We start from the raw sequence: 16939 nt of genomic DNA on the forward strand, positions 1-16939 counted from the left end.
TCACACCTGTTCCCATGCCGAACACAGTAGTTAAGCTCTCCAGCGCCGATGGTAGTTGGGGCATTGCCCCTGCAAGAGTAGGACGCCGCCAGGCACTAAATAAAGAGCCAGAGTACGATGATGAATCGTATTCTGGCTCTTTTCGTGTATTCATCTATTTCTTAAGGAATGCGTTGAACATAGCTTTATGGAATAAAAGGAAACACCTAACCGAATTCAAAAGCAAAGATCATATATAAGCCAATCTTTGCTCTTGAAACCCTAATTAAACTTGAAAATAAGAAGCCATTTCTTCATTAGATAAATAAATACCAATGAAAAAGGTTCCAAAAATAGCGTATTTAGCACTAACTTCATCAAATCTAGTATCATAAATTAATTTTTTGAACTTAAGAACATCATCACAGAATAATGATACTCCCCATTCATAATCATCAAATCCAATAGAACCAGTAACGATCCGCTTTACATCATCGGTATAATGTTTACTAGTTGCAATGTGCTCGAACATCATACGACCGCGTTCCTCTTTTGAAAGTGTAAACCAGTTTGTTGATTCGCCACACTGTTTACTCATTGGATAAAAACAGATATATTCGGTTTTAGGAATAGTCGGAAATAATTTTGCGCGCATAACTGGATCTTTATATGGATCAGTTTCCCGCTTTGTATATGTGCTTTTTTCAATAATGGAAACATATGAAAAGGCTGGGACCGTGTAATGTGCTAGTGTTGTTTTATTGAATTGGTTTTCTAATTTGTTTAGATCTTTCATTGTTGGACGGAGTAGCATAAACATAATGTCAGCTTTTTGGCCAACGATTGAATAAACTGCATGACTACCTTGTTTATCATCTTCTATTTGTTGCCAGTCTTTAAGTAAGGCATTAAATTCGTCTAATGCTGATTTTCTCTCTGTTTCCGTTGCTTGTTGCTATTTTTCCCAGTTAATTGTTCAAAAATCATGTAGGGCAAACCATCCATCGAATGTTTCTACCGTTTTTTCCATCATAATCACTCCTATGAAACGTTTATTTTTCAATTGTTATGATAGGACTTATTGTAAGCAAGTTCTGTGACAACAATCACAAGTTGTCGGTTTCAGTTGTGAAGTTTTTGTGATAAAAATGATTGTATAAATGAAAAGCTGTTCTTAAATTAGTCTCAGAACAGCTTTTCTCTAATGAATTTGTTTTTTTGAAGGTTGGTATTTACCTGGTACAGCTCGTGTTGTTATTGCTAGGCGATTCCAACTGTTAATTGTGTTGATCGCATAAACTAAGTCAACGAAATCCTTTTCATCAAAATGTTCGCGTACATCATTATATAATTCATCCGTCACGTGATTCGTGGAAATTTGTGTAATTGCTTCGGTTAATGCTAGTGCTGCGCGTTCTTTTTTCGTATAAAAGTCTGTTTCTCTCCAAGCATTTAATGCATATAGACGTTGTTCCGTCTCTCCATTAGCCCGTGCATCTTTTGTATGCATGTCTAAACAAAATGCACAGCCATTTATTTGTGAGGCACGTGTTTTGACAAGCTCAAGTAATGTTGAATCAAGATTTGTTGACTTCACATATTTCTCAAATTGCACCATTATTTTTGCAGCATCAGGGGCAATTGAGTAATAATCTAAACGTGATTCCATGGAAAATCCCTCCTAGACTTTTTATCCCTCCATTTAATTGTAGGACTTATAACTTATATATTGAAGTTTATTGCTTAAAAAAAGCGTGTCATTTTTGTGACACGCTTTACATGATTAACTCATTCCAAAGGGGCCTAGTTTTTGGCTGTTTTGACTATTTCCCTGACTGCTATTTGTGTTTCCGTTATTATTTCCACTGGCGCCCATCTGTGAAACAAACGGGACCATTTTTTCCATTGTTTGACCTAATCCCTGATTGTTTTTGGTCATCGAATAATAAGTTGCTGCTCCAACTCCAACTGAAGCGATTAAAGGTATCCACATTCCATTCTTTTGCATAGTCCCAATCCCCCTTGATTTTTGTCCCCAGACATTATTAGGTTGGCATTTGTAATATAAAAAATACAAGGAATGACATACCAAAAGTGGGATTACATCTGATAGGCTGCTTCATTTGCGGCATTTGTTCCGGCAAGCCTGCCAGTTACTAGTGCTGAAGTGATATTATACCCACCCGTATAACCATGAATGTCTAATATTTCTCCACAAAAATATAACCTGTCCATTATCTTTGATTGCATCGTTTTTGGTACAATTTCTTTAATGGATACGCCACCGCCAGTGACAAATGCTTTTTCAAGTGGTAAAGATCCATTGACATGAAAAGAAAAATGCTTCATGTCATAAATAATAGAACGAACGGTTTCTTTTGAAATGTTGGCTGTTTTTTCATCTTCATGTACACTATTTTTAGTAAGGATATAAATTAGTAATCGTTCAGGTATAATTCCTTTCAGCATATTTTTGACTGTTCTTTTCGGATGGTTATCCATATCCTCCCAGATTGTGTTAACCAATTGTTGTTCATTTTTGTCTGGTAAAACATCTAAGACCATTGGAACTTGTTCTCTACCTTTTCTAAGTTCTTTGACAACGAATTGTGAACAGCGCAAAACAGCGGGACCTGATACACCAAAATGGGTAAACAGCATGTCCATTTGGTGGGTGATAATTGGTTTTTGTTTCTTATTTAGTACGGTTAAAGCTACATCCCTTAACGAAAGACCTTGTAAAGATTTATTTCTAATGAATACCTCGTTTGAAGTTAGCGCGACTTCTGTCGGGTATAGATCGGTGATCGTGTGTCCAGCTTTTTTTGCCCATGCATATCCGTCACCTGTTGAACCGGTATGTGGTACAGCTTTTCCACCAACAGCGATTACGACCGATGTTGTTTCAATCTTATTATGGTCTGATAAAATAATGGTATGTTTTGTTTCATCGTAGTGGACAGCACTGACAGCTGTACTCATTCTGATATCAACATTTAGTTCGTAAAGTTTGTTTATTAATGCATTCACAACCGTTTTTGCTGAGTTCGAGGCTGGAAACATGCGGCCATGATCTTCTTCTTTTAGTTTTACACCCATATTTTCAAAAAAGTCGATGATGTCATAGTTATTGAAAACAGAAAACGGACTATATAAAAATTTTCCGTTCCCAGGGATGTGCTTAATTACTTCGTCTTGCGGAAGTTTATTTGTGACATTACAACGTCCACCGCCAGAAATTGCAAGTTTTTTTCCTAACTTTTTTCCTTTTTCAATTAACATCGTTTTGGCCCCATTCTCGGCTGCGGCGATCGAAGCCATTAATCCAGAAGGACCTCCACCAATTACAATTACATCATATGACAACTATCCTCATTCCTTTCTGAAATAGCTTATCATTTTTTAATTAAAATTCCTATTTTTTATGAGACGTGCGTTTAGTAAAGAAATAAACGAATATATATAGAAGGAAACTTTATCCTACGAAGCTTATCTGTGATAGAATAATTTAGGATAGAAATAATATGAAGACGCAGGTGAAATAATGTCGAACAATATCGTCAGGGGCACCATGTTACTTACGGGTGCAACATTTTTATCAAAGTTATTAGGAATGATTTATGTTATTCCTTTTAATGAAATAGTTGGAGACGAGGGTGGGGCACTGTTCCAATATGCTTATATTCCGTATAATATTCTAATTAGTGTTTCTACAGTCGGCGTACCTTTAGCCGTTTCCAAATTTGTTTCAAAATATAATTCATTAGATGATTACCAAACAGGAATGCGCATGTTTCGTGCTGGCATATCTCTAATGGCTGTTACCGGATTTATTGCCTTCTTAGCACTATTTTTTGGAGCTGATTTGCTGGCACCTTGGATTATAACGGATGACGATTTAGCAAACTCTGTTGAGGATGTGGCGTCTGTCATTCGCATGGTTAGTTTTGCTTTATTGCTCATACCGGCTATGAGTATTGTTAGAGGATTTTTTCAAGGGTATGAATCAATGGGACCTACAGCTGTTTCCCAAGTGATTGAACAAATTGTCCGGATTGTGTTCTTGCTCGTATCTGTTTTTATTGTGATGAATATTTTTGATGGAACCATTACTACAGCGGTGGGATTTGCAACATTTGCTGCATTTATCGGTGCTTTAGCATCTTGTTTTGTCTTGTGGATTTATTGGCGTAAACGCAAACCATATATCGATACACAACTGCAACAGCAACGTTATACACATGATATTCCAACGAAGGATCTCTTTATTGAATTGTTCCGGTATGCTGGTCCATTTGTCTTAGTTGGTATTGCGACACCATTGTATCAATTAGTCGATGAATTTACCTTTAACCGGGCAATGGTTGCAATTGGGCAAAGTGACATAGCAGTGACCGCATTCTCTGCGATTAGTTTTTACGGACATAAATTAATTATTATTCCTGTAACGATTGCTACAGGGCTATCGTTAGCAATTCTTCCCGCTCTAACGAAGACATTTACACAAAAAAATCGTCCATTATTATATCAGCAGATCAATCAAGCTTTGCAAATTGTGCTTGTGTTAGTTATTCCTGCTGCTGTTGGTCTGTCTGTATTATCTGATGTCGCCTATGGTTCCTTATATGGATTAAAAAACATTGAATTAACAGGACCTTTATTAGGCTGGTATGCACCTGTAGCGTTATTGTTTGCATTGTTTACCGTGTCTGCTTCGATTTTACAGGGGATTAATCAACAACGATTTGCTGTTGTAAGTTTGTCCGCAGGTTTATTAGTTAAGGTACTGTTTAACATCCAGTTGATTCATATGTTTGGAGCAAAAGGTGCCATATTTGGGACAGGACTTGCGGTAGGCATAGCAGTTATTTTGAATTTATGGCGTGTTCATCAATCTGTTCAGTTTTCATTCAAACAGGTGTATAAACGAGCATTGCTAATTTTGATTTTTACGATGATCATGGTTTTAGTTATCTGGGTTATTAAGGCGATAGGCGGAATGTTTCTTCCATATGATGAAAGTAGATGGGCAGCTGTCCTAATGCTGATAATTAGTGTTGGTGCTGGAGGGTTAGCTTATTTATGGCTCGCCTACAAATCAACACTATTGGAACGTACGCTAGGAGATCGTGTTCGCATATTGGATCGAATTTTTAAGTAGGGAGTTTTGTTTATGCGGCTTGATAAACTATTGGCAAATACAGGATTTGGTAGTCGGAAAGATGTGAAGGGTCTACTAAAAAAGAAGCAGGTAACGGTTAATGATCTGATTCAAAAAGATGGTAGTGTTCATGTTGATCCGGCTAAGGACGTCATTACAGTGAATGGGAAAAGTGTCCAGTACCAAAAGTATCTTTATATTATGTTACATAAGCCACAAGGATATATATCCGCAACGGTTGATGACAAAGAAAAAACAGTTGTCGACCTATTAAACGGGGGCCACCAGCACTTTAAACCATTTCCTGTTGGGCGACTTGATAAAGATACAGAGGGATTATTGCTTTTGACGAATGATGGGGAACTTGCTCACCAGTTAACATCACCAAGGAAGGAAATTAAAAAAACATATGCTGCAAAAGTTGCTGGCCTTGTTACAGATCAAGATATGTCCTTATTTAAACAAGGAGTTGTGCTTGAAGATGGATATAAAACGAAACCGGCAGAACTTATCATTCTTCAAGCTGGAAATATTTCTGAAATTGAACTTACCATAACAGAAGGAAAATATCATCAGGTAAAAAGGATGTTTGAAGCTGTTGGAAAAAAAGTTACCTATCTAAAGCGCTTGCGCATGGGTGAACTACAACTTGATGAAACGTTAGCATTAGGAGAATATCGGGAACTAACGGAGGAAGAACTATCTTACTGCTTTTCCCTAAAAAAATAAAAAAGAGCTGACATAGTTAATGTCAGCCTTTCTTCATTAGTTTTTTAGGATATTTTTACTTTTTTATTTGTTGTTTTCCATCTGCCGCGTGTTGGGCTGTTAACGAGACCATTGTACACTAACACATGTAAGTCTCGTTGGATGGTACGATCTGTCGTTCCAAATTCATCGGCTAATTCAGTTGTCGTTACGGTTCCATTCTCTCTAATGTAAAGGTAGACAGCTTTGACTCTGGTTAGCATTCGAGATGTTGGTTGATTCAAAAAACCACTCCTTAATGTAATCATTAAACCTGTGGTGCAAAGTGAATCTTGACGTTACTATTAGTTTACACCTATTTTCGAAAGATCGAAAGGGGAAATATTCAACAAAATGTGAATAAACCATACATATTCTTATTACTTAGTACGATTAAATAAGTAGGAGAGATCTATGATGACAAGTACATCACACTATTTCATTGGGATACCAATCTCATCACAGTTAGAAGATACATTCTATAGATGGCAACGAGATCTAAAGCCCCAGTTACCATACAAACAGTGGCCAAATAAACATGATCTACACATCACATTAAAATTTTTAGGACCGGTGGAGGAAGCCACGATTCATTCGATCCAAAATGCGTTACGAAATATTGAAAGTTTCCCGCAATTTTCACTTGAAGTCGGTGGAATAGGTTTGTTTGGCAACCCAAAAGGACCACGTATTCTTTGGGTAGGCGTGACGAAGAATAAAGCATTAACCTTGTTTCATCAAAAGATTGAATCATCCATGGAAGAGTACGGATTTAAACCCGAACAACGTGCTTACCATCCACATATAACGCTTGCCAAAAAATGGAATGGTCCACTTGATGAAAAGAAAATATTAGGGCTGAAGGATCTCTTTAAAAGTGAACACTATTTGTTAACGGTTAACGAGGTTATACTATATCAAATTTTCCCTAAACAAGATCCGAAATATAAAGTAGTCTCCAGATATAATTTAAGAGGTGAAAACAATGGCACAACTGATTAAGCTTGAAGATTATGTTTCCCGATATGGTTGGAATGTGTTCCGCTATCCAAGCCAATATATTCGATTGAAACAGGAGAATTGGAATAAGCTGAACGGTTTGTGGGATGATCAAAACGAGACACTTGAGCAAGATAAGCAGGATACCAATTCAACCAAGCATACTTCAACTATTTCAAAGTGGAAAGCATTTTTTAAGCGGGAGGTTATTGAGGAAGAACCTGTACATGAAGAGGCTTTACCAAAAACAGAGCATGAGTTAAAACAGTACTTTTTAGATAAACTATACCCAATTCAATTAAAATGGGCATCTTCAACTGTGACGGAACTGTCGTTTATGGAAAAATCTTATTATCATGATGCAACACTAAAGTATTTTTTGCAACGGTTTCCCGATACGTATTTGTTGATGTATTACCCAACTTTCAGGCTAAAAAATGCTCCGATTGATGGAGAAGTTATTTTTATTAGTCCAATAGGGATAGAGATTATTTATTTATTAGAAGACAAAGCAGACTTGATAATGGTGACAGATGAACGGACATGGATTATGGAGACGAACCATACGCAATCAAAAATTTTAAGTCCTATAGTTGCTTTAAAACGAACGGAACAAATTATAAAAAGTATTTTGAGTAAGAATGATATTGATTTTCCCGTGAAAAAGGTTGTTCTGTCTCGCACAAATCACATTATCGGGGAATCGGAATCATATCATACGAATATAATTGGCAAACAGGGCTATGAGAAATGGTTTGAAGAAAAAAGAAAGTTAAAATCCCCGTTAAAAAACCGACAATTAAAAGTTGCAGATGCCTTACTGAAGCATTGCCAGACAACATCAGTAAAACGCCCGGAATGGGAAGAAGAAACTACCACGACGTTTTCCGTGGATGATGAGGGATAGTGTAGATTTATCAAAAATAGGCAGGTAATGGCCATAACATTTTTTAAATTGGTTATCATTAATCTGTTATCATTGTTGTATTTTTATTAAGATCGTTATAAAATAAGTAATTGGACTATAAAAGAAACTAGAGATTTGAGGAATGAACGGTGAATTGGCTAAACCACGCATTAGGTAAGGAATGGAATATTGCACCAGCAGGCGGATTGACAGGCGATGCTTATATTGCTGAAAATCAAAATAGACGACTTTTCCTTAAACGAAATTCATCACCGTTTTTAGCAGTACTTTCAGCTGAAGGTATCGTCCCCAAATTGATTTGGACGAAACGGATGGAAAATGGGGACGTTATTACTGCACAGGAATGGATTGAAGGAAGAGAACTAAAGCCAGAAGAAATGCAGCATCCACGTGTGGCTGAACTTTTACATAAAATTCACCACTCGTCTGAATTACTTCATATGCTTATGCGTTTGGGAAAAAGACCGGTAACACCCGATGAAAACTTTGAAAATCTTAAAAAACAATTACATGCAAACAACCTCGTACAAAAATTTGCCGAGGTTCGGGATGCTTTAAGCTACTTGGAGCAGTTATTACCTGTTACAAGAGAACAGAAACAGGTTGTATGTCATTGTGACTTGAACCATAATAATTTGTTGTTGACTAAAGATGGACAACTTTATTTAATTGATTGGGATAATGCCACGATAGCTGATCCAGTTATGGACTTTGGGATGTTACTCAAATGGTATATCCCTATGGAAGACTGGAATAACTGGCTAAAACAATATGGCGTTGTACATGATAAACAGCTGATTGAACGCATGTATTGGTATTTACTAGCCGATTCACTAAGTTATTTGTTTTGGCATAATGAACGTAATGAAGGTGAAAAAGTACAAGAACGTCTACGCGATTTACGTGACTTAAATACACATGTATATGAAGCTATTCTAAACTAGTGTTTGTTATTGCGCTCATCCAGTTTTCAATATTGTTTTTATTTGCCGTTATATGTTCAGGTGAGTTCTGCGCGATTTCACCTTGCCGACCATAATTATAAATTTCTGGTAATAATTGAAGAAGCTGGTCATCGGTAATACTATTCTTTGCCATCATTGCTTGAACCAATCGTTTTATTTGCTGGTATTCCGATACTTCACCACTGCAATCTTCCGTGTGTTCACCTAATATATCATGCAAAAGCGTTAGTTGATCATGAACGGTTAACGTCATTATTAATCACCTCATATCTAATAGTGTTGGCATCTTTGTAAAATTCATGATAAAAAATAATTGGTGATTTCTAGAAAAGAGAGGTATGAAATATGCGTCAACGTCATAAACCATGGGCTGATGATTTTTTAGCAAAAAATAACCAGCTAGTGATAGCAAATCCTGTGAACCATAAGGCAAACTGGCATGCTGCTTTCGGTAATGAAAACCCGATTCATTTAGAAATTGGTACTGGTAAAGGCCAGTTTTTAGTTGGGATGGCGGAGCAATATCCAGATGTGAATTTTATTGGAATTGAGCTCAGCAAAAGTGTTATTGTCACGGCAGCACAAAAAATTATTGATTCCGGATTGGACAACATTTTGTTAGTAAATATGGATGCAGACAAACTATGCGACGTTTTTGCTGAGGATGAGGTAAGTACGATTTATTTGAACTTTTCTGATCCGTGGCCTAAAAACAGGCATGAAAAAAGGCGATTAAGTTTTCGTACGTTTTTAGAAAAGTATCGTACTATATTGGATTCGTCTGGGGAAATTATTCTAAAGACGGATAATCGAGGCTTGTTTGAGTATTCATTAGTCAGTCTTTCGGCATTTGGCATGCAATTAGAAGATGTTGATTTAGACTTGCATCAGCTCCAGGATCCGACCAATGTCATGACCGAATATGAACAGAAGTTTTCCGAGAAGGGGCATGTGATTTATCGTTGTCGTGCCAGTTTTTAGGATAGTTATATGTATTTATCAGGAACTCGTTGATCGGGTTCTTTTTTTATGGAGCAGACCACTTAGCCTGTAACGGCGCTCGCGCTTTTCTAAAAGATTGGTGTTTTTTGACACAATAAATTATAAACTGTGACGTAGTGAAAATTCTCTTCCATGACGATTTTTCTCGTTCTAATTGATGATTGTGTTGGATTCCGCTCCGGCAGAATACTTCGCTTTCCGCGGGCACGGCTTTAGCCTTCGACGCACAGGACGTGCTAGTGCAGGTGTTGCGACAAATGTTTTCAGTGGGTCGAGTAATCGGAGACCCAGGACGTCGCGTACTTAACCTGCCTCGCGGAAAAACCGCCGCTGCGGGGTCTTCAGACACGTGCTGTTCCCGCAGGAGTCTACGTATTCTGCCTACGCTGTTAGTAGTGTTCTAATTATCGAAAGGGGAAAACCATGGAATCTACGTTACACGGACTTTTACACCCTTGAACAGAAAGTTATTCTGAGCTGCGGAAAAATGCGAGACTCCTCGAAAATACAAACCAATTTTCTTCGTGCGGTGAAAATTCAAGGATGTCTTTTCAAGTCCAATGGGAAAAGGAACAGTCTGAAGACACCAAAGGAAGTGGTTTTCTTCCGAGGAGGCTGAAGCGTTCCCCATGGAAAGCGAGTATTTTTCCGCAGCGCTGGACTAGCACTCATCTTATATAGAATGAGTGGAAGTCACGCTAAAGTTATGTCGCATTTTATATCAACTACGGAATTTAAAAAGCAACAAACATTACAAAAAGGTCCTTCTTTAAAAATAAGAAGGTATAAGAATTTGGATGGTAGCGTTTGCACGATTTCCTTGCTTTAAGCTAAACTAGAAATAGGGAAAAGGAGGAAGGAACAATGGAAACATTACAGATTGGTCGTGCAAGATTAACATGGTTGAATGGTGGCGTTAACTTTTTAGATGGAGGAGCCATGTTTGGGGTTGTCCCAAAAGCTTTATGGGGAAAGAAATATCCATACAATGAAAAAAACCAAATTGAATTACGAACAGACCCAATTTTACTTCAAATCGATGGGAAAAATTTTATCGTTGATTCTGGGATGGGACAGGGTAAATTAACGGACAAGCAATTGCGAAACTTTGGTGTGCTCGAAGAATCATCAATTGAGAGCTCACTATCACAATTGGGATTAACAACTGGAGATATTGATGCGATGCTAATGACCCACTTGCATTTTGATCATGCATGTGGACTAACAAAAAAAGCAGGAGATTCGTTTGTTCCAGTTTTTGAGAATGCCACAATATACGTTTCATCTGTTGAATGGAATGAAATGCGCAATCCGAATATTCGATCGGTAAACACCTATTGGGAAATGAATTGGAAGCCGATTCAAGAACAAGTTGAGCCATTTGAAAATGAAATCACTATTGTTGAAGGACTAAAAATGATTCACACTGGGGGCCATAGTGATGGCCACAGTATTCTTGTATTTGATGATGGTGACGAAAACTTTATTCACATGGCCGATATTATGCCGACACATGCCCATCAAAACAAATTGTGGGCCTTAGCATATGATGATTATCCCGTTACATCTGTTCATCAAAAAGAAAAGTGGATGAACATTGGTTATCAGAAGCAGGCCTGGTATACCTTTTATCATGATGCATATTACCGTGCGATTAAGTTTAATGATGTTGGTGAAAAAATAGATGAGGTTAAACGAGAGCGTTACGATTATAAGTAAAGTGAAGGGGCTATCCTATGTGGATGGCTCTTATTTGTGGTTTGGCATCTTAACTTAACAAAAAAGCTACTCCTATATAAAGAGCAGCTCCAACATTTATGTTGTTTGAATAGAATCAATTACGGCGCCTGTTTCAACATCAATATGAAATTCAAATTGTTTGTTTTCACCGTCGATGTTGCGTGTTACGCCTCCACGATAAGCATTGTATGATAGACCATTTTTTTCAACCTCTTCAGGCTTCATATAAATCCATGAGCCACTAATAGGTCCTTGTCTCTTAAATGTTTCTTTAGCTTGTTTTAAAGCTTTTTCTGGTGTTAATTTTTGTAATTGATCAACTTGATATTTAGCAAGATAACCGACGACAACACCTAGTCCTGCTGCTAATGCTGCTTTTTTCATTCCCATTTTATCACCTCAAGCTATGAATTTAGAGCCGAAGAAATATCACTTCACTGGTTAGTATACCGCAAATGATAAAAAATAGAAAATAAAAAACCAGTTTATAGTGATAAGTGGAAACGGCATGGGTGTTTCCGTTATAATGGAGGTAGTACATAAAAGAGTTACCAAATACAAGTAATGGGGGAGAATAATTTGAAACAAGATACATTGGATCTTTTCAAAACATTGACCGAATTACAAGGGGCATCTGGAAATGAACATCTCGTCCGAAAGTTCATGAAAGGGGAATTGGAGAAATACGCAGATGAAATCATCCAGGATAATTTGGGTGGTGTCTTTGGCGTAAAAAATGGCGAAGGCCCCAAAGTTATGGTAGCGGGCCATATGGACGAAGTTGGTTTTATGGTTACCCAAATTACCGAAAATGGAATGATTCGGTTCCAGACGTTAGGTGGCTGGTGGAATCAAGTCATGTTGGCACAACGTGTGCAAGTCATGACGGAAACTGGACCGGTTATCGGTGTTATCGGATCAATTCCACCGCATAATTTGACACCAGAACAACGTAAGAAGCCAATGGAAATGAAAAATATGCTGATCGATATTGGTGCTGATGATAAAGATGATGCATTAAAAATTGGTATTAAACCAGGCCAGCCGATCGTGCCAATTTGTCCGTTTACACCAATGGCTAATCCTAAAAAAATCTTAGCTAAAGCATGGGACAATCGCTATGGTTGTGGGCTTTCAATTGAACTTTTAAAAGAGTTACAAAACGAAAAAGTACCTAATCAATTGTTCTCTGGAGCAACAGTTCAAGAAGAAGTAGGCTTACGTGGTGCACAAGTTGCCGCAAACATGATCAAGCCTGATATTTTTTATGCACTTGATGCCTCACCGGCAAATGATATGTCAGGAGAGAAAAAAGAGTTTGGACAATTGGGGAAAGGGGCATTGCTGAGAATATTTGATCGTTCAATGATCACCCATACCGGAATGCGAGAATTTATTTTGGATACAGCCGAGTCAAACAATATTCCGTATCAGTATTTTGTATCACAGGGCGGTACAGATGCAGGCCGTGTTCATCTTGCAAATGATGGTGTTCCATCGGCAGTTGTAGGCATTTGCTCACGTTATATCCATACATCGGCATCGATCGTTCATGTAGATGATTATCAAGCTGCTAAAGAACTTTTAATTAAACTTGTTAAAACAACGGATCAAAATGCTGTGGAGCAAATTCGCAGTAAATAATATAGTATCATTGCTGCTGCCACATGAAAGGTGGCAGCATTCTTGATTGTGAGGAACGAATATGAAAATTTCAGTCGGCTCTAAAAATCCTACTAAAATGAATGCGGTTGAAGAAGTATTTCCAACTGATTTTGTAATTACGATTAGTGCATCTTCCAGTGTTTCTGCTCAACCGTTTTCTGATGAGGAAACAAAAGAAGGAGCTATTAACCGGGCAATGGAATGTGTGAAAAGAAGTCCGGATACGATGGGAATTGGTCTTGAAGGTGGCGTAATGTATGTTGACGATCAACTATACTTGTGTAATTGGGGTGCGCTTGTTGACCTAGAGAAAAACATTTATACTGCAAGTGGTGCGAGAATTCCATTACCTGAAGAAATTAATACGCAATTAACAAAAGGTCATGAATTGGGCGATGTAATGGATGATTTTGCGATGAAACAAGAAGTTAGGAAAAACGAAGGTGCAATCGGGATTTTTACCAATGAATTAATTACGAGAAAAGAAATGTTTACACATGTTGTTAAGCTTTTACGTGGTCAATGGGAGTTTAACAAACGATTTTAAATGAGCAGCGGAACAGATTCCGCTGCCACTGCAATTTATTCGTAAATATAGCTTAGTACATCAAGTGCTTGGTCAACCGTTTCAACCGCTACGTTTGCTTTGTTCGTTAATTCTTTTAGCGGATGAATCAGTGATGATGGTCGTACAATAATTGTTGGTTTATTCATCGTAATTGCTGCGCTGGCATCCATCGCCGTATTCCATTGTTTATATTTTTCCCCGAAAAGTGCAATTACGACATCAGACTTTTGCATTAACACCTGTGTTCTTAAATTATTAATACTTGAAGCCGCATCATCTTTGAAGACATTTCCTGGCTGCTCGCCCAACACATCCTCACCGATATTGTCAGAACGATCGTGATTTGTTTGTGGAGCCACGAATGTTAACGGTAGCTTTTTTGATTCAGCCTTTTTCTTAAGGTCCTCGCGCCAGTCATCGTGAATTTGCCCAGCTAAATATACGGTTAATTCCATCATAAATCCCCTCCCAAAACTAGATACACTTCTATTTTAAAGACTTTTTTGAACAATGCAATCCTTCTGCAACAGGACAGAAAAACAAGTCTTGTCAAATTAGGTAATCGTAGTATGATAGTAGGGGTAAAAAGAACTAAAAACTTGTCTGGCTAAACATGATATGATTATTGCACATATACAGTTGATCGAAACGGATTAGCTGCTTGTTGTCAGAACTAGTGAATTTGGGGGAAATAAAACTGTGAGAAAAATGAAACGACGAATGCCAATCGTTTTTCTGCTTCTGATCATAGTCATAAGCGGTTGTAGTACGAAATCAGAGGAAGATGCGATAAACGATGCAAAGAAAGCGGCCCAACAAGCATTTAGGGCGGAAAAAATGGAAATAATACCAAATCAGCAATTAAATAATTTCTCCCTCTATGTACCTGGTCATTTAGAAGTCGATGAGGAATCAAAAAGTAATGTGATTTTAAAAGATGGTGATCAAACATACATCGTTTTCTACAACAACTTAGAAGATCTAAACAGCCAGTTAAACTTTCAATCTGTTCAACGTGATGATGCATTATTAAATGAGTCATTTGAAGATGATGACAAATTTGGCTATATTCACGTTTTGCCTGATGAGGGTGATGGATATGAAATGCAAGTTGGTATTGGAGGAATTAAAATAACAACCTATACGTCAAAAGAAAAGATGGATAGCGATGCCATGGAATTAATGAAAATGGCACGGTCGATCAGTATAACAACTGACCCAGAAGAAAAATAAGTATAAGGCAGCTATTGTTTGAACTGCAGGTAAAACAAAGATACTATTACATTGGGGGATGATGACAATGAAAACATTAGAATCGATAGAACAATTGAACACGTATGTGAAAGAAGGCCCAGTCATTGCTCTTTTTAGTGCTGATTGGTGTCCTGATTGCCGTGTAATAGAACCGATTTTACCAGAGATTGAAAATGCCTATCCGGAATTTACTTTTGTTATGATAGATCGTGACCAGTTTATTGAGTTGTGTCAAGAGTATGATGTATTTGGCATCCCAAGCTTTATTGCATTTAAGAACGAAAGAGAAATTGCTCGTTTTGTAAGTAAAGATCAGAAAACAAAAGAAGAAATCATGACATTTATTAACGATTTACCAAACTAGTACAATGCTTCCAAGTAGGAGGAATATCCAATGAAAATGACTAGTATAAAACTAAAAAGAATCTTAGAAGAACGGCTCGCGAATCCTCAACATAACATCACGTATAACAGGGATAACGATACACTTCGGATTGAGTGGAAAGATTCAAGGCAAGGAGTAAAAATTACACTACCTAATGTTGTTGCCAAATACAATGAACGTGGGGAACAGGCGATTGATGAGTTGGTCGACCATATTACAGAGTCGCTTCGTATCATGCACGAAGATTATCAACTAACAGGGATGGAAAAAAACATCTTTCCAGTTATTCGAGCAACATCATTCCCAACCGAAACAAAAGCTGGGACAACCCTAGTTACTAAGGAACATACTGCAGAAACTAGAATCTTTTATGCGTTGGATTTAGGGAAGTCCTATCAGTTAATTGATCAGCCTATGTTGGAGAAAGAAGGCTGGACATTAGATCGGATAGATGAGATCGCGACATTTAATATTCGTTCACTGTCAACAGATTATAAAAAAGATACTGTAGCAGATAATGATTTTTATTTTGTGGCGAAACAGGATGGATATGATGCAAGTAGAATTTTAAATGAAGCATTTTTGGAAGAAATGAAGGCTAACAGTAAGGGTGAACTAGCGATTGCAGTCCCGCATCAAGATGTCTTAATAATTGCTGACATTCAAAATAAAACAGGGTATGATATATTAGCACAGATGACAATGAAGTTTTTCGCTGAAGGAAGAATACCGATCACATCGTTGTCATTCATATATGAAAATAAACACTTAGAGCCAATTTTTATCTTGGCAAAAAACAGACCAGAGAAAGGTTAGAAAGGATGAACGCATGTGGATGTGTTTTATAATCCAATAGGCATTGGCGATGTGTTAATCATCCCACTAGAAGATGGGGATCGCTATGAAGTAAAGCAGGAAAAGTTTGGTGATATAACGAAAATCACTGATGTGAAAGGAACAATACTCGGTTATAATATTTTTCAGGCATCAACCCATTTCGAATTGCCTAATACAGGAAAAATCACCCTAACGGAAGATCTACTTAACAAGTTAAAATCATTTTTTACAAAAAATAGTCTGGATGATTCGCTAAACTTTGATTTACGACCAAAATTCGTTGTTGGTTATGTGAACAGCAAAACCGCACATGAAAATGCTGATAAATTGAACGTTTGCCAGGTTGATGTAGGTGATGAAACACTGCAAATTGTATGTGGTGCACCAAATGTTGATGAAGGTCAGAAAGTAGTGGTAGCTAAAGTTGGAGCAGTAATGCCAAGCGGACTTAAAATTAAACCGACAAAATTACGAGGGGTTCCATCGAATGGTATGATATGTTCGCAAAAAGAATTAGGCTTGCCAAATGCTCCAAAAGAAAAAGGCATTTACGTGCTGGAGGACAGTTACAAAACTGGAGAAGTGTTTGATTTTTGATAATGGGGTAAAAAAGTATTCGCATGAGCACTTAACTTTTCTTTATACAAAGCAACCTACGTCTTAGGACATAGGTTGTTTTTTTATGTTACGCTAACACACTACTAAGAAA

20 protein-coding genes, 1 rRNA gene and 1 pseudogene are annotated in these 16939 nt (G+C 37.5%); 14 read left to right on the forward strand and 8 right to left on the reverse strand.

What is annotated here, in order from left to right; genetic code table 11:
- A 5S ribosomal RNA gene (gene rrf / locus ACW2QC_RS18470) occupies positions 1-94 on the forward strand; the annotation flags it as partial.
- A 171-nt stretch (positions 95-265) separates the two neighbouring features.
- Here the strand turns inward: rrf and hemQ are convergent.
- The 4 genes and pseudogenes from hemQ to ACW2QC_RS18490 form a co-directional block, all read right to left on the reverse strand.
- Positions 266-916: pseudogene (gene hemQ, locus ACW2QC_RS18475) on the reverse strand (hydrogen peroxide-dependent heme synthase); the annotation flags it as partial.
- A gap of 264 nt (positions 917-1180) precedes the next feature.
- Positions 1181-1648, reverse strand: a complete 468-nt coding sequence (locus ACW2QC_RS18480; RefSeq protein ID WP_457545417.1) for a carboxymuconolactone decarboxylase family protein — start codon at positions 1646-1648, stop codon at positions 1181-1183.
- 114 nt (positions 1649-1762) lie between these two features.
- Complete coding sequence (locus ACW2QC_RS18485; RefSeq protein ID WP_457545418.1) at positions 1763-1987, reverse strand: hypothetical protein; 225 nt, start codon at positions 1985-1987, stop codon at positions 1763-1765.
- Positions 1988-2079: 92 nt separating this feature from the next.
- Entirely contained in the window at positions 2080-3345 is a 1266-nt protein-coding gene (locus ACW2QC_RS18490; RefSeq protein ID WP_457545419.1) for an NAD(P)/FAD-dependent oxidoreductase, read from the reverse strand.
- 178 nt (positions 3346-3523) lie between these two features.
- Here ACW2QC_RS18490 and ACW2QC_RS18495 point away from each other — a divergent pair, with 178 nt between their 5' ends.
- Positions 3524-5140: a putative polysaccharide biosynthesis protein gene (locus ACW2QC_RS18495; protein WP_457545420.1), complete on the forward strand. Its 1617-nt coding sequence runs from the start codon at positions 3524-3526 to the stop codon at positions 5138-5140.
- Positions 5141-5152: 12 nt separating this feature from the next.
- A complete protein-coding gene (locus tag ACW2QC_RS18500; RefSeq protein WP_457545421.1) occupies positions 5153-5869 on the forward strand; it encodes a pseudouridine synthase in 717 nt (238 codons plus the stop codon).
- 44 nt (positions 5870-5913) lie between these two features.
- Here the strand turns inward: ACW2QC_RS18500 and ACW2QC_RS18505 are convergent, their stop codons facing one another.
- Positions 5914-6156 carry a DeoR family transcriptional regulator gene (locus tag ACW2QC_RS18505; protein WP_457545422.1) on the reverse strand — a complete coding sequence of 81 codons (243 nt, stop codon included), beginning with the start codon at positions 6154-6156 and terminating at the stop codon, positions 5914-5916.
- A gap of 145 nt (positions 6157-6301) precedes the next feature.
- On the opposite strand from ACW2QC_RS18505, the gene thpR reads away from it, so the two are divergent.
- The 3 genes from thpR to ACW2QC_RS18520 all read left to right on the forward strand — a co-directional run bounded on the left by thpR (position 6302) and on the right by ACW2QC_RS18520 (position 8758).
- On the forward strand, positions 6302-6889 hold the full coding sequence (thpR, locus tag ACW2QC_RS18510) for an RNA 2',3'-cyclic phosphodiesterase (RefSeq protein ID WP_457545423.1): 588 nt from the start codon (positions 6302-6304) through the stop codon (positions 6887-6889).
- Positions 6873-7793, forward strand: a complete 921-nt coding sequence (locus tag ACW2QC_RS18515; RefSeq protein WP_457545424.1) for an NERD domain-containing protein — start codon at positions 6873-6875, stop codon at positions 7791-7793. Before thpR ends, ACW2QC_RS18515 begins: the two co-directional genes overlap by 17 nt.
- A gap of 149 nt (positions 7794-7942) precedes the next feature.
- Positions 7943-8758 carry a phosphotransferase gene (locus tag ACW2QC_RS18520; protein ID WP_457545425.1) on the forward strand — a complete coding sequence of 272 codons (816 nt, stop codon included), beginning with the start codon at positions 7943-7945 and terminating at the stop codon, positions 8756-8758.
- Here the strand turns inward: ACW2QC_RS18520 and ACW2QC_RS18525 are convergent.
- Positions 8745-9032 (reverse strand): YtzH-like family protein, encoded by a 288-nt coding sequence (locus ACW2QC_RS18525; RefSeq protein ID WP_106496860.1) that lies wholly within the window; start codon positions 9030-9032, stop codon positions 8745-8747. The two genes, ACW2QC_RS18520 and ACW2QC_RS18525, sit on opposite strands and share 14 nt — an antisense overlap.
- A gap of 92 nt (positions 9033-9124) precedes the next feature.
- On the opposite strand from ACW2QC_RS18525, the gene trmB reads away from it, so the two are divergent.
- On the forward strand, positions 9125-9760 hold the full coding sequence (gene trmB, locus ACW2QC_RS18530; RefSeq protein ID WP_457545426.1) for a tRNA (guanosine(46)-N7)-methyltransferase TrmB: 636 nt from the start codon (positions 9125-9127) through the stop codon (positions 9758-9760).
- 885 nt (positions 9761-10645) lie between these two features.
- The gene (locus tag ACW2QC_RS18535) at positions 10646-11500 is read left to right on the forward strand and encodes a YtnP family quorum-quenching lactonase (protein WP_457545427.1); all 855 of its coding nucleotides are present in this window, start codon (positions 10646-10648) and stop codon (positions 11498-11500) included.
- 96 nt (positions 11501-11596) lie between these two features.
- On the opposite strand, the gene ACW2QC_RS18540 is transcribed toward ACW2QC_RS18535, so the two are convergent.
- Positions 11597-11911 (reverse strand): PepSY domain-containing protein, encoded by a 315-nt coding sequence (locus ACW2QC_RS18540; RefSeq protein WP_457545428.1) that lies wholly within the window; start codon positions 11909-11911, stop codon positions 11597-11599.
- A 189-nt stretch (positions 11912-12100) separates the two neighbouring features.
- Between ACW2QC_RS18540 and ACW2QC_RS18545 the strand changes: the two genes are divergently transcribed.
- Together ACW2QC_RS18545 and ACW2QC_RS18550 are read left to right on the forward strand one after the other, a co-directional pair.
- Positions 12101-13165, forward strand: a complete 1065-nt coding sequence (locus ACW2QC_RS18545) for a M42 family metallopeptidase (protein ID WP_457545429.1) — start codon at positions 12101-12103, stop codon at positions 13163-13165.
- Positions 13166-13226: 61 nt separating this feature from the next.
- Entirely contained in the window at positions 13227-13733 is a 507-nt protein-coding gene (locus tag ACW2QC_RS18550) for a DUF84 family protein (protein WP_457545430.1), read from the forward strand.
- A gap of 35 nt (positions 13734-13768) precedes the next feature.
- Here the strand turns inward: ACW2QC_RS18550 and ACW2QC_RS18555 are convergent, their stop codons facing one another.
- A complete protein-coding gene (locus ACW2QC_RS18555) occupies positions 13769-14209 on the reverse strand; it encodes a YtoQ family protein (RefSeq protein ID WP_457545449.1) in 441 nt (146 codons plus the stop codon).
- Positions 14210-14453: 244 nt separating this feature from the next.
- On the opposite strand from ACW2QC_RS18555, the gene ACW2QC_RS18560 reads away from it, so the two are divergent.
- The 4 genes from ACW2QC_RS18560 to ytpR all read left to right on the forward strand — a co-directional run bounded on the left by ACW2QC_RS18560 (position 14454) and on the right by ytpR (position 16827).
- The gene (locus tag ACW2QC_RS18560) at positions 14454-14987 is read left to right on the forward strand and encodes a hypothetical protein (protein ID WP_457545431.1); all 534 of its coding nucleotides are present in this window, start codon (positions 14454-14456) and stop codon (positions 14985-14987) included.
- Between the two features lie 67 nt (positions 14988-15054).
- Positions 15055-15372, forward strand: a complete 318-nt coding sequence (locus ACW2QC_RS18565; RefSeq protein WP_457545432.1) for a thioredoxin family protein — start codon at positions 15055-15057, stop codon at positions 15370-15372.
- Positions 15373-15402: 30 nt separating this feature from the next.
- Complete coding sequence (locus ACW2QC_RS18570; RefSeq protein ID WP_457545433.1) at positions 15403-16209, forward strand: DUF1444 domain-containing protein; 807 nt, start codon at positions 15403-15405, stop codon at positions 16207-16209.
- A gap of 15 nt (positions 16210-16224) precedes the next feature.
- Entirely contained in the window at positions 16225-16827 is a 603-nt protein-coding gene (gene ytpR / locus ACW2QC_RS18575) for a YtpR family tRNA-binding protein (RefSeq protein ID WP_457545434.1), read from the forward strand.
- Positions 16828-16939: the final 112 nt, after the last annotated feature.

The sequence above is a fragment of the Virgibacillus sp. FSP13 genome (assembly GCF_054048505.1).

Excerpts from the sequence above, each read along its gene's own strand:
- ACW2QC_RS18480 (WP_457545417.1), bottom strand. The coding sequence starts at position 1,648 with ATGGAATCACGTTTAGATTATTACTCAATTGCCCCTGATGCTGCAAAA.
- ACW2QC_RS18485 (WP_457545418.1), bottom strand. The coding sequence starts at position 1,987 with ATGCAAAAGAATGGAATGTGGATACCTTTAATCGCTTCAGTTGGAGTT.
- ACW2QC_RS18495 (WP_457545420.1), top strand. The coding sequence starts at position 3,524 with ATGTCGAACAATATCGTCAGGGGCACCATGTTACTTACGGGTGCAACA.
- ACW2QC_RS18500 (WP_457545421.1), top strand. The coding sequence starts at position 5,153 with ATGCGGCTTGATAAACTATTGGCAAATACAGGATTTGGTAGTCGGAAA.
- ACW2QC_RS18505 (WP_457545422.1), bottom strand. The coding sequence starts at position 6,156 with ATGATTACATTAAGGAGTGGTTTTTTGAATCAACCAACATCTCGAATG.
- thpR (WP_457545423.1), top strand. The coding sequence starts at position 6,302 with ATGATGACAAGTACATCACACTATTTCATTGGGATACCAATCTCATCA.
- ACW2QC_RS18515 (WP_457545424.1), top strand. The coding sequence starts at position 6,873 with ATGGCACAACTGATTAAGCTTGAAGATTATGTTTCCCGATATGGTTGG.
- ACW2QC_RS18525 (WP_106496860.1), bottom strand. The coding sequence starts at position 9,032 with ATGACGTTAACCGTTCATGATCAACTAACGCTTTTGCATGATATATTA.
- trmB (WP_457545426.1), top strand. The coding sequence starts at position 9,125 with ATGCGTCAACGTCATAAACCATGGGCTGATGATTTTTTAGCAAAAAAT.
- ACW2QC_RS18535 (WP_457545427.1), top strand. The coding sequence starts at position 10,646 with ATGGAAACATTACAGATTGGTCGTGCAAGATTAACATGGTTGAATGGT.
- ACW2QC_RS18540 (WP_457545428.1), bottom strand. The coding sequence starts at position 11,911 with ATGGGAATGAAAAAAGCAGCATTAGCAGCAGGACTAGGTGTTGTCGTC.
- ACW2QC_RS18550 (WP_457545430.1), top strand. The coding sequence starts at position 13,227 with ATGAAAATTTCAGTCGGCTCTAAAAATCCTACTAAAATGAATGCGGTT.
- ACW2QC_RS18555 (WP_457545449.1), bottom strand. The coding sequence starts at position 14,209 with ATGGAATTAACCGTATATTTAGCTGGGCAAATTCACGATGACTGGCGC.
- ACW2QC_RS18565 (WP_457545432.1), top strand. The coding sequence starts at position 15,055 with ATGAAAACATTAGAATCGATAGAACAATTGAACACGTATGTGAAAGAA.
- ACW2QC_RS18570 (WP_457545433.1), top strand. The coding sequence starts at position 15,403 with ATGAAAATGACTAGTATAAAACTAAAAAGAATCTTAGAAGAACGGCTC.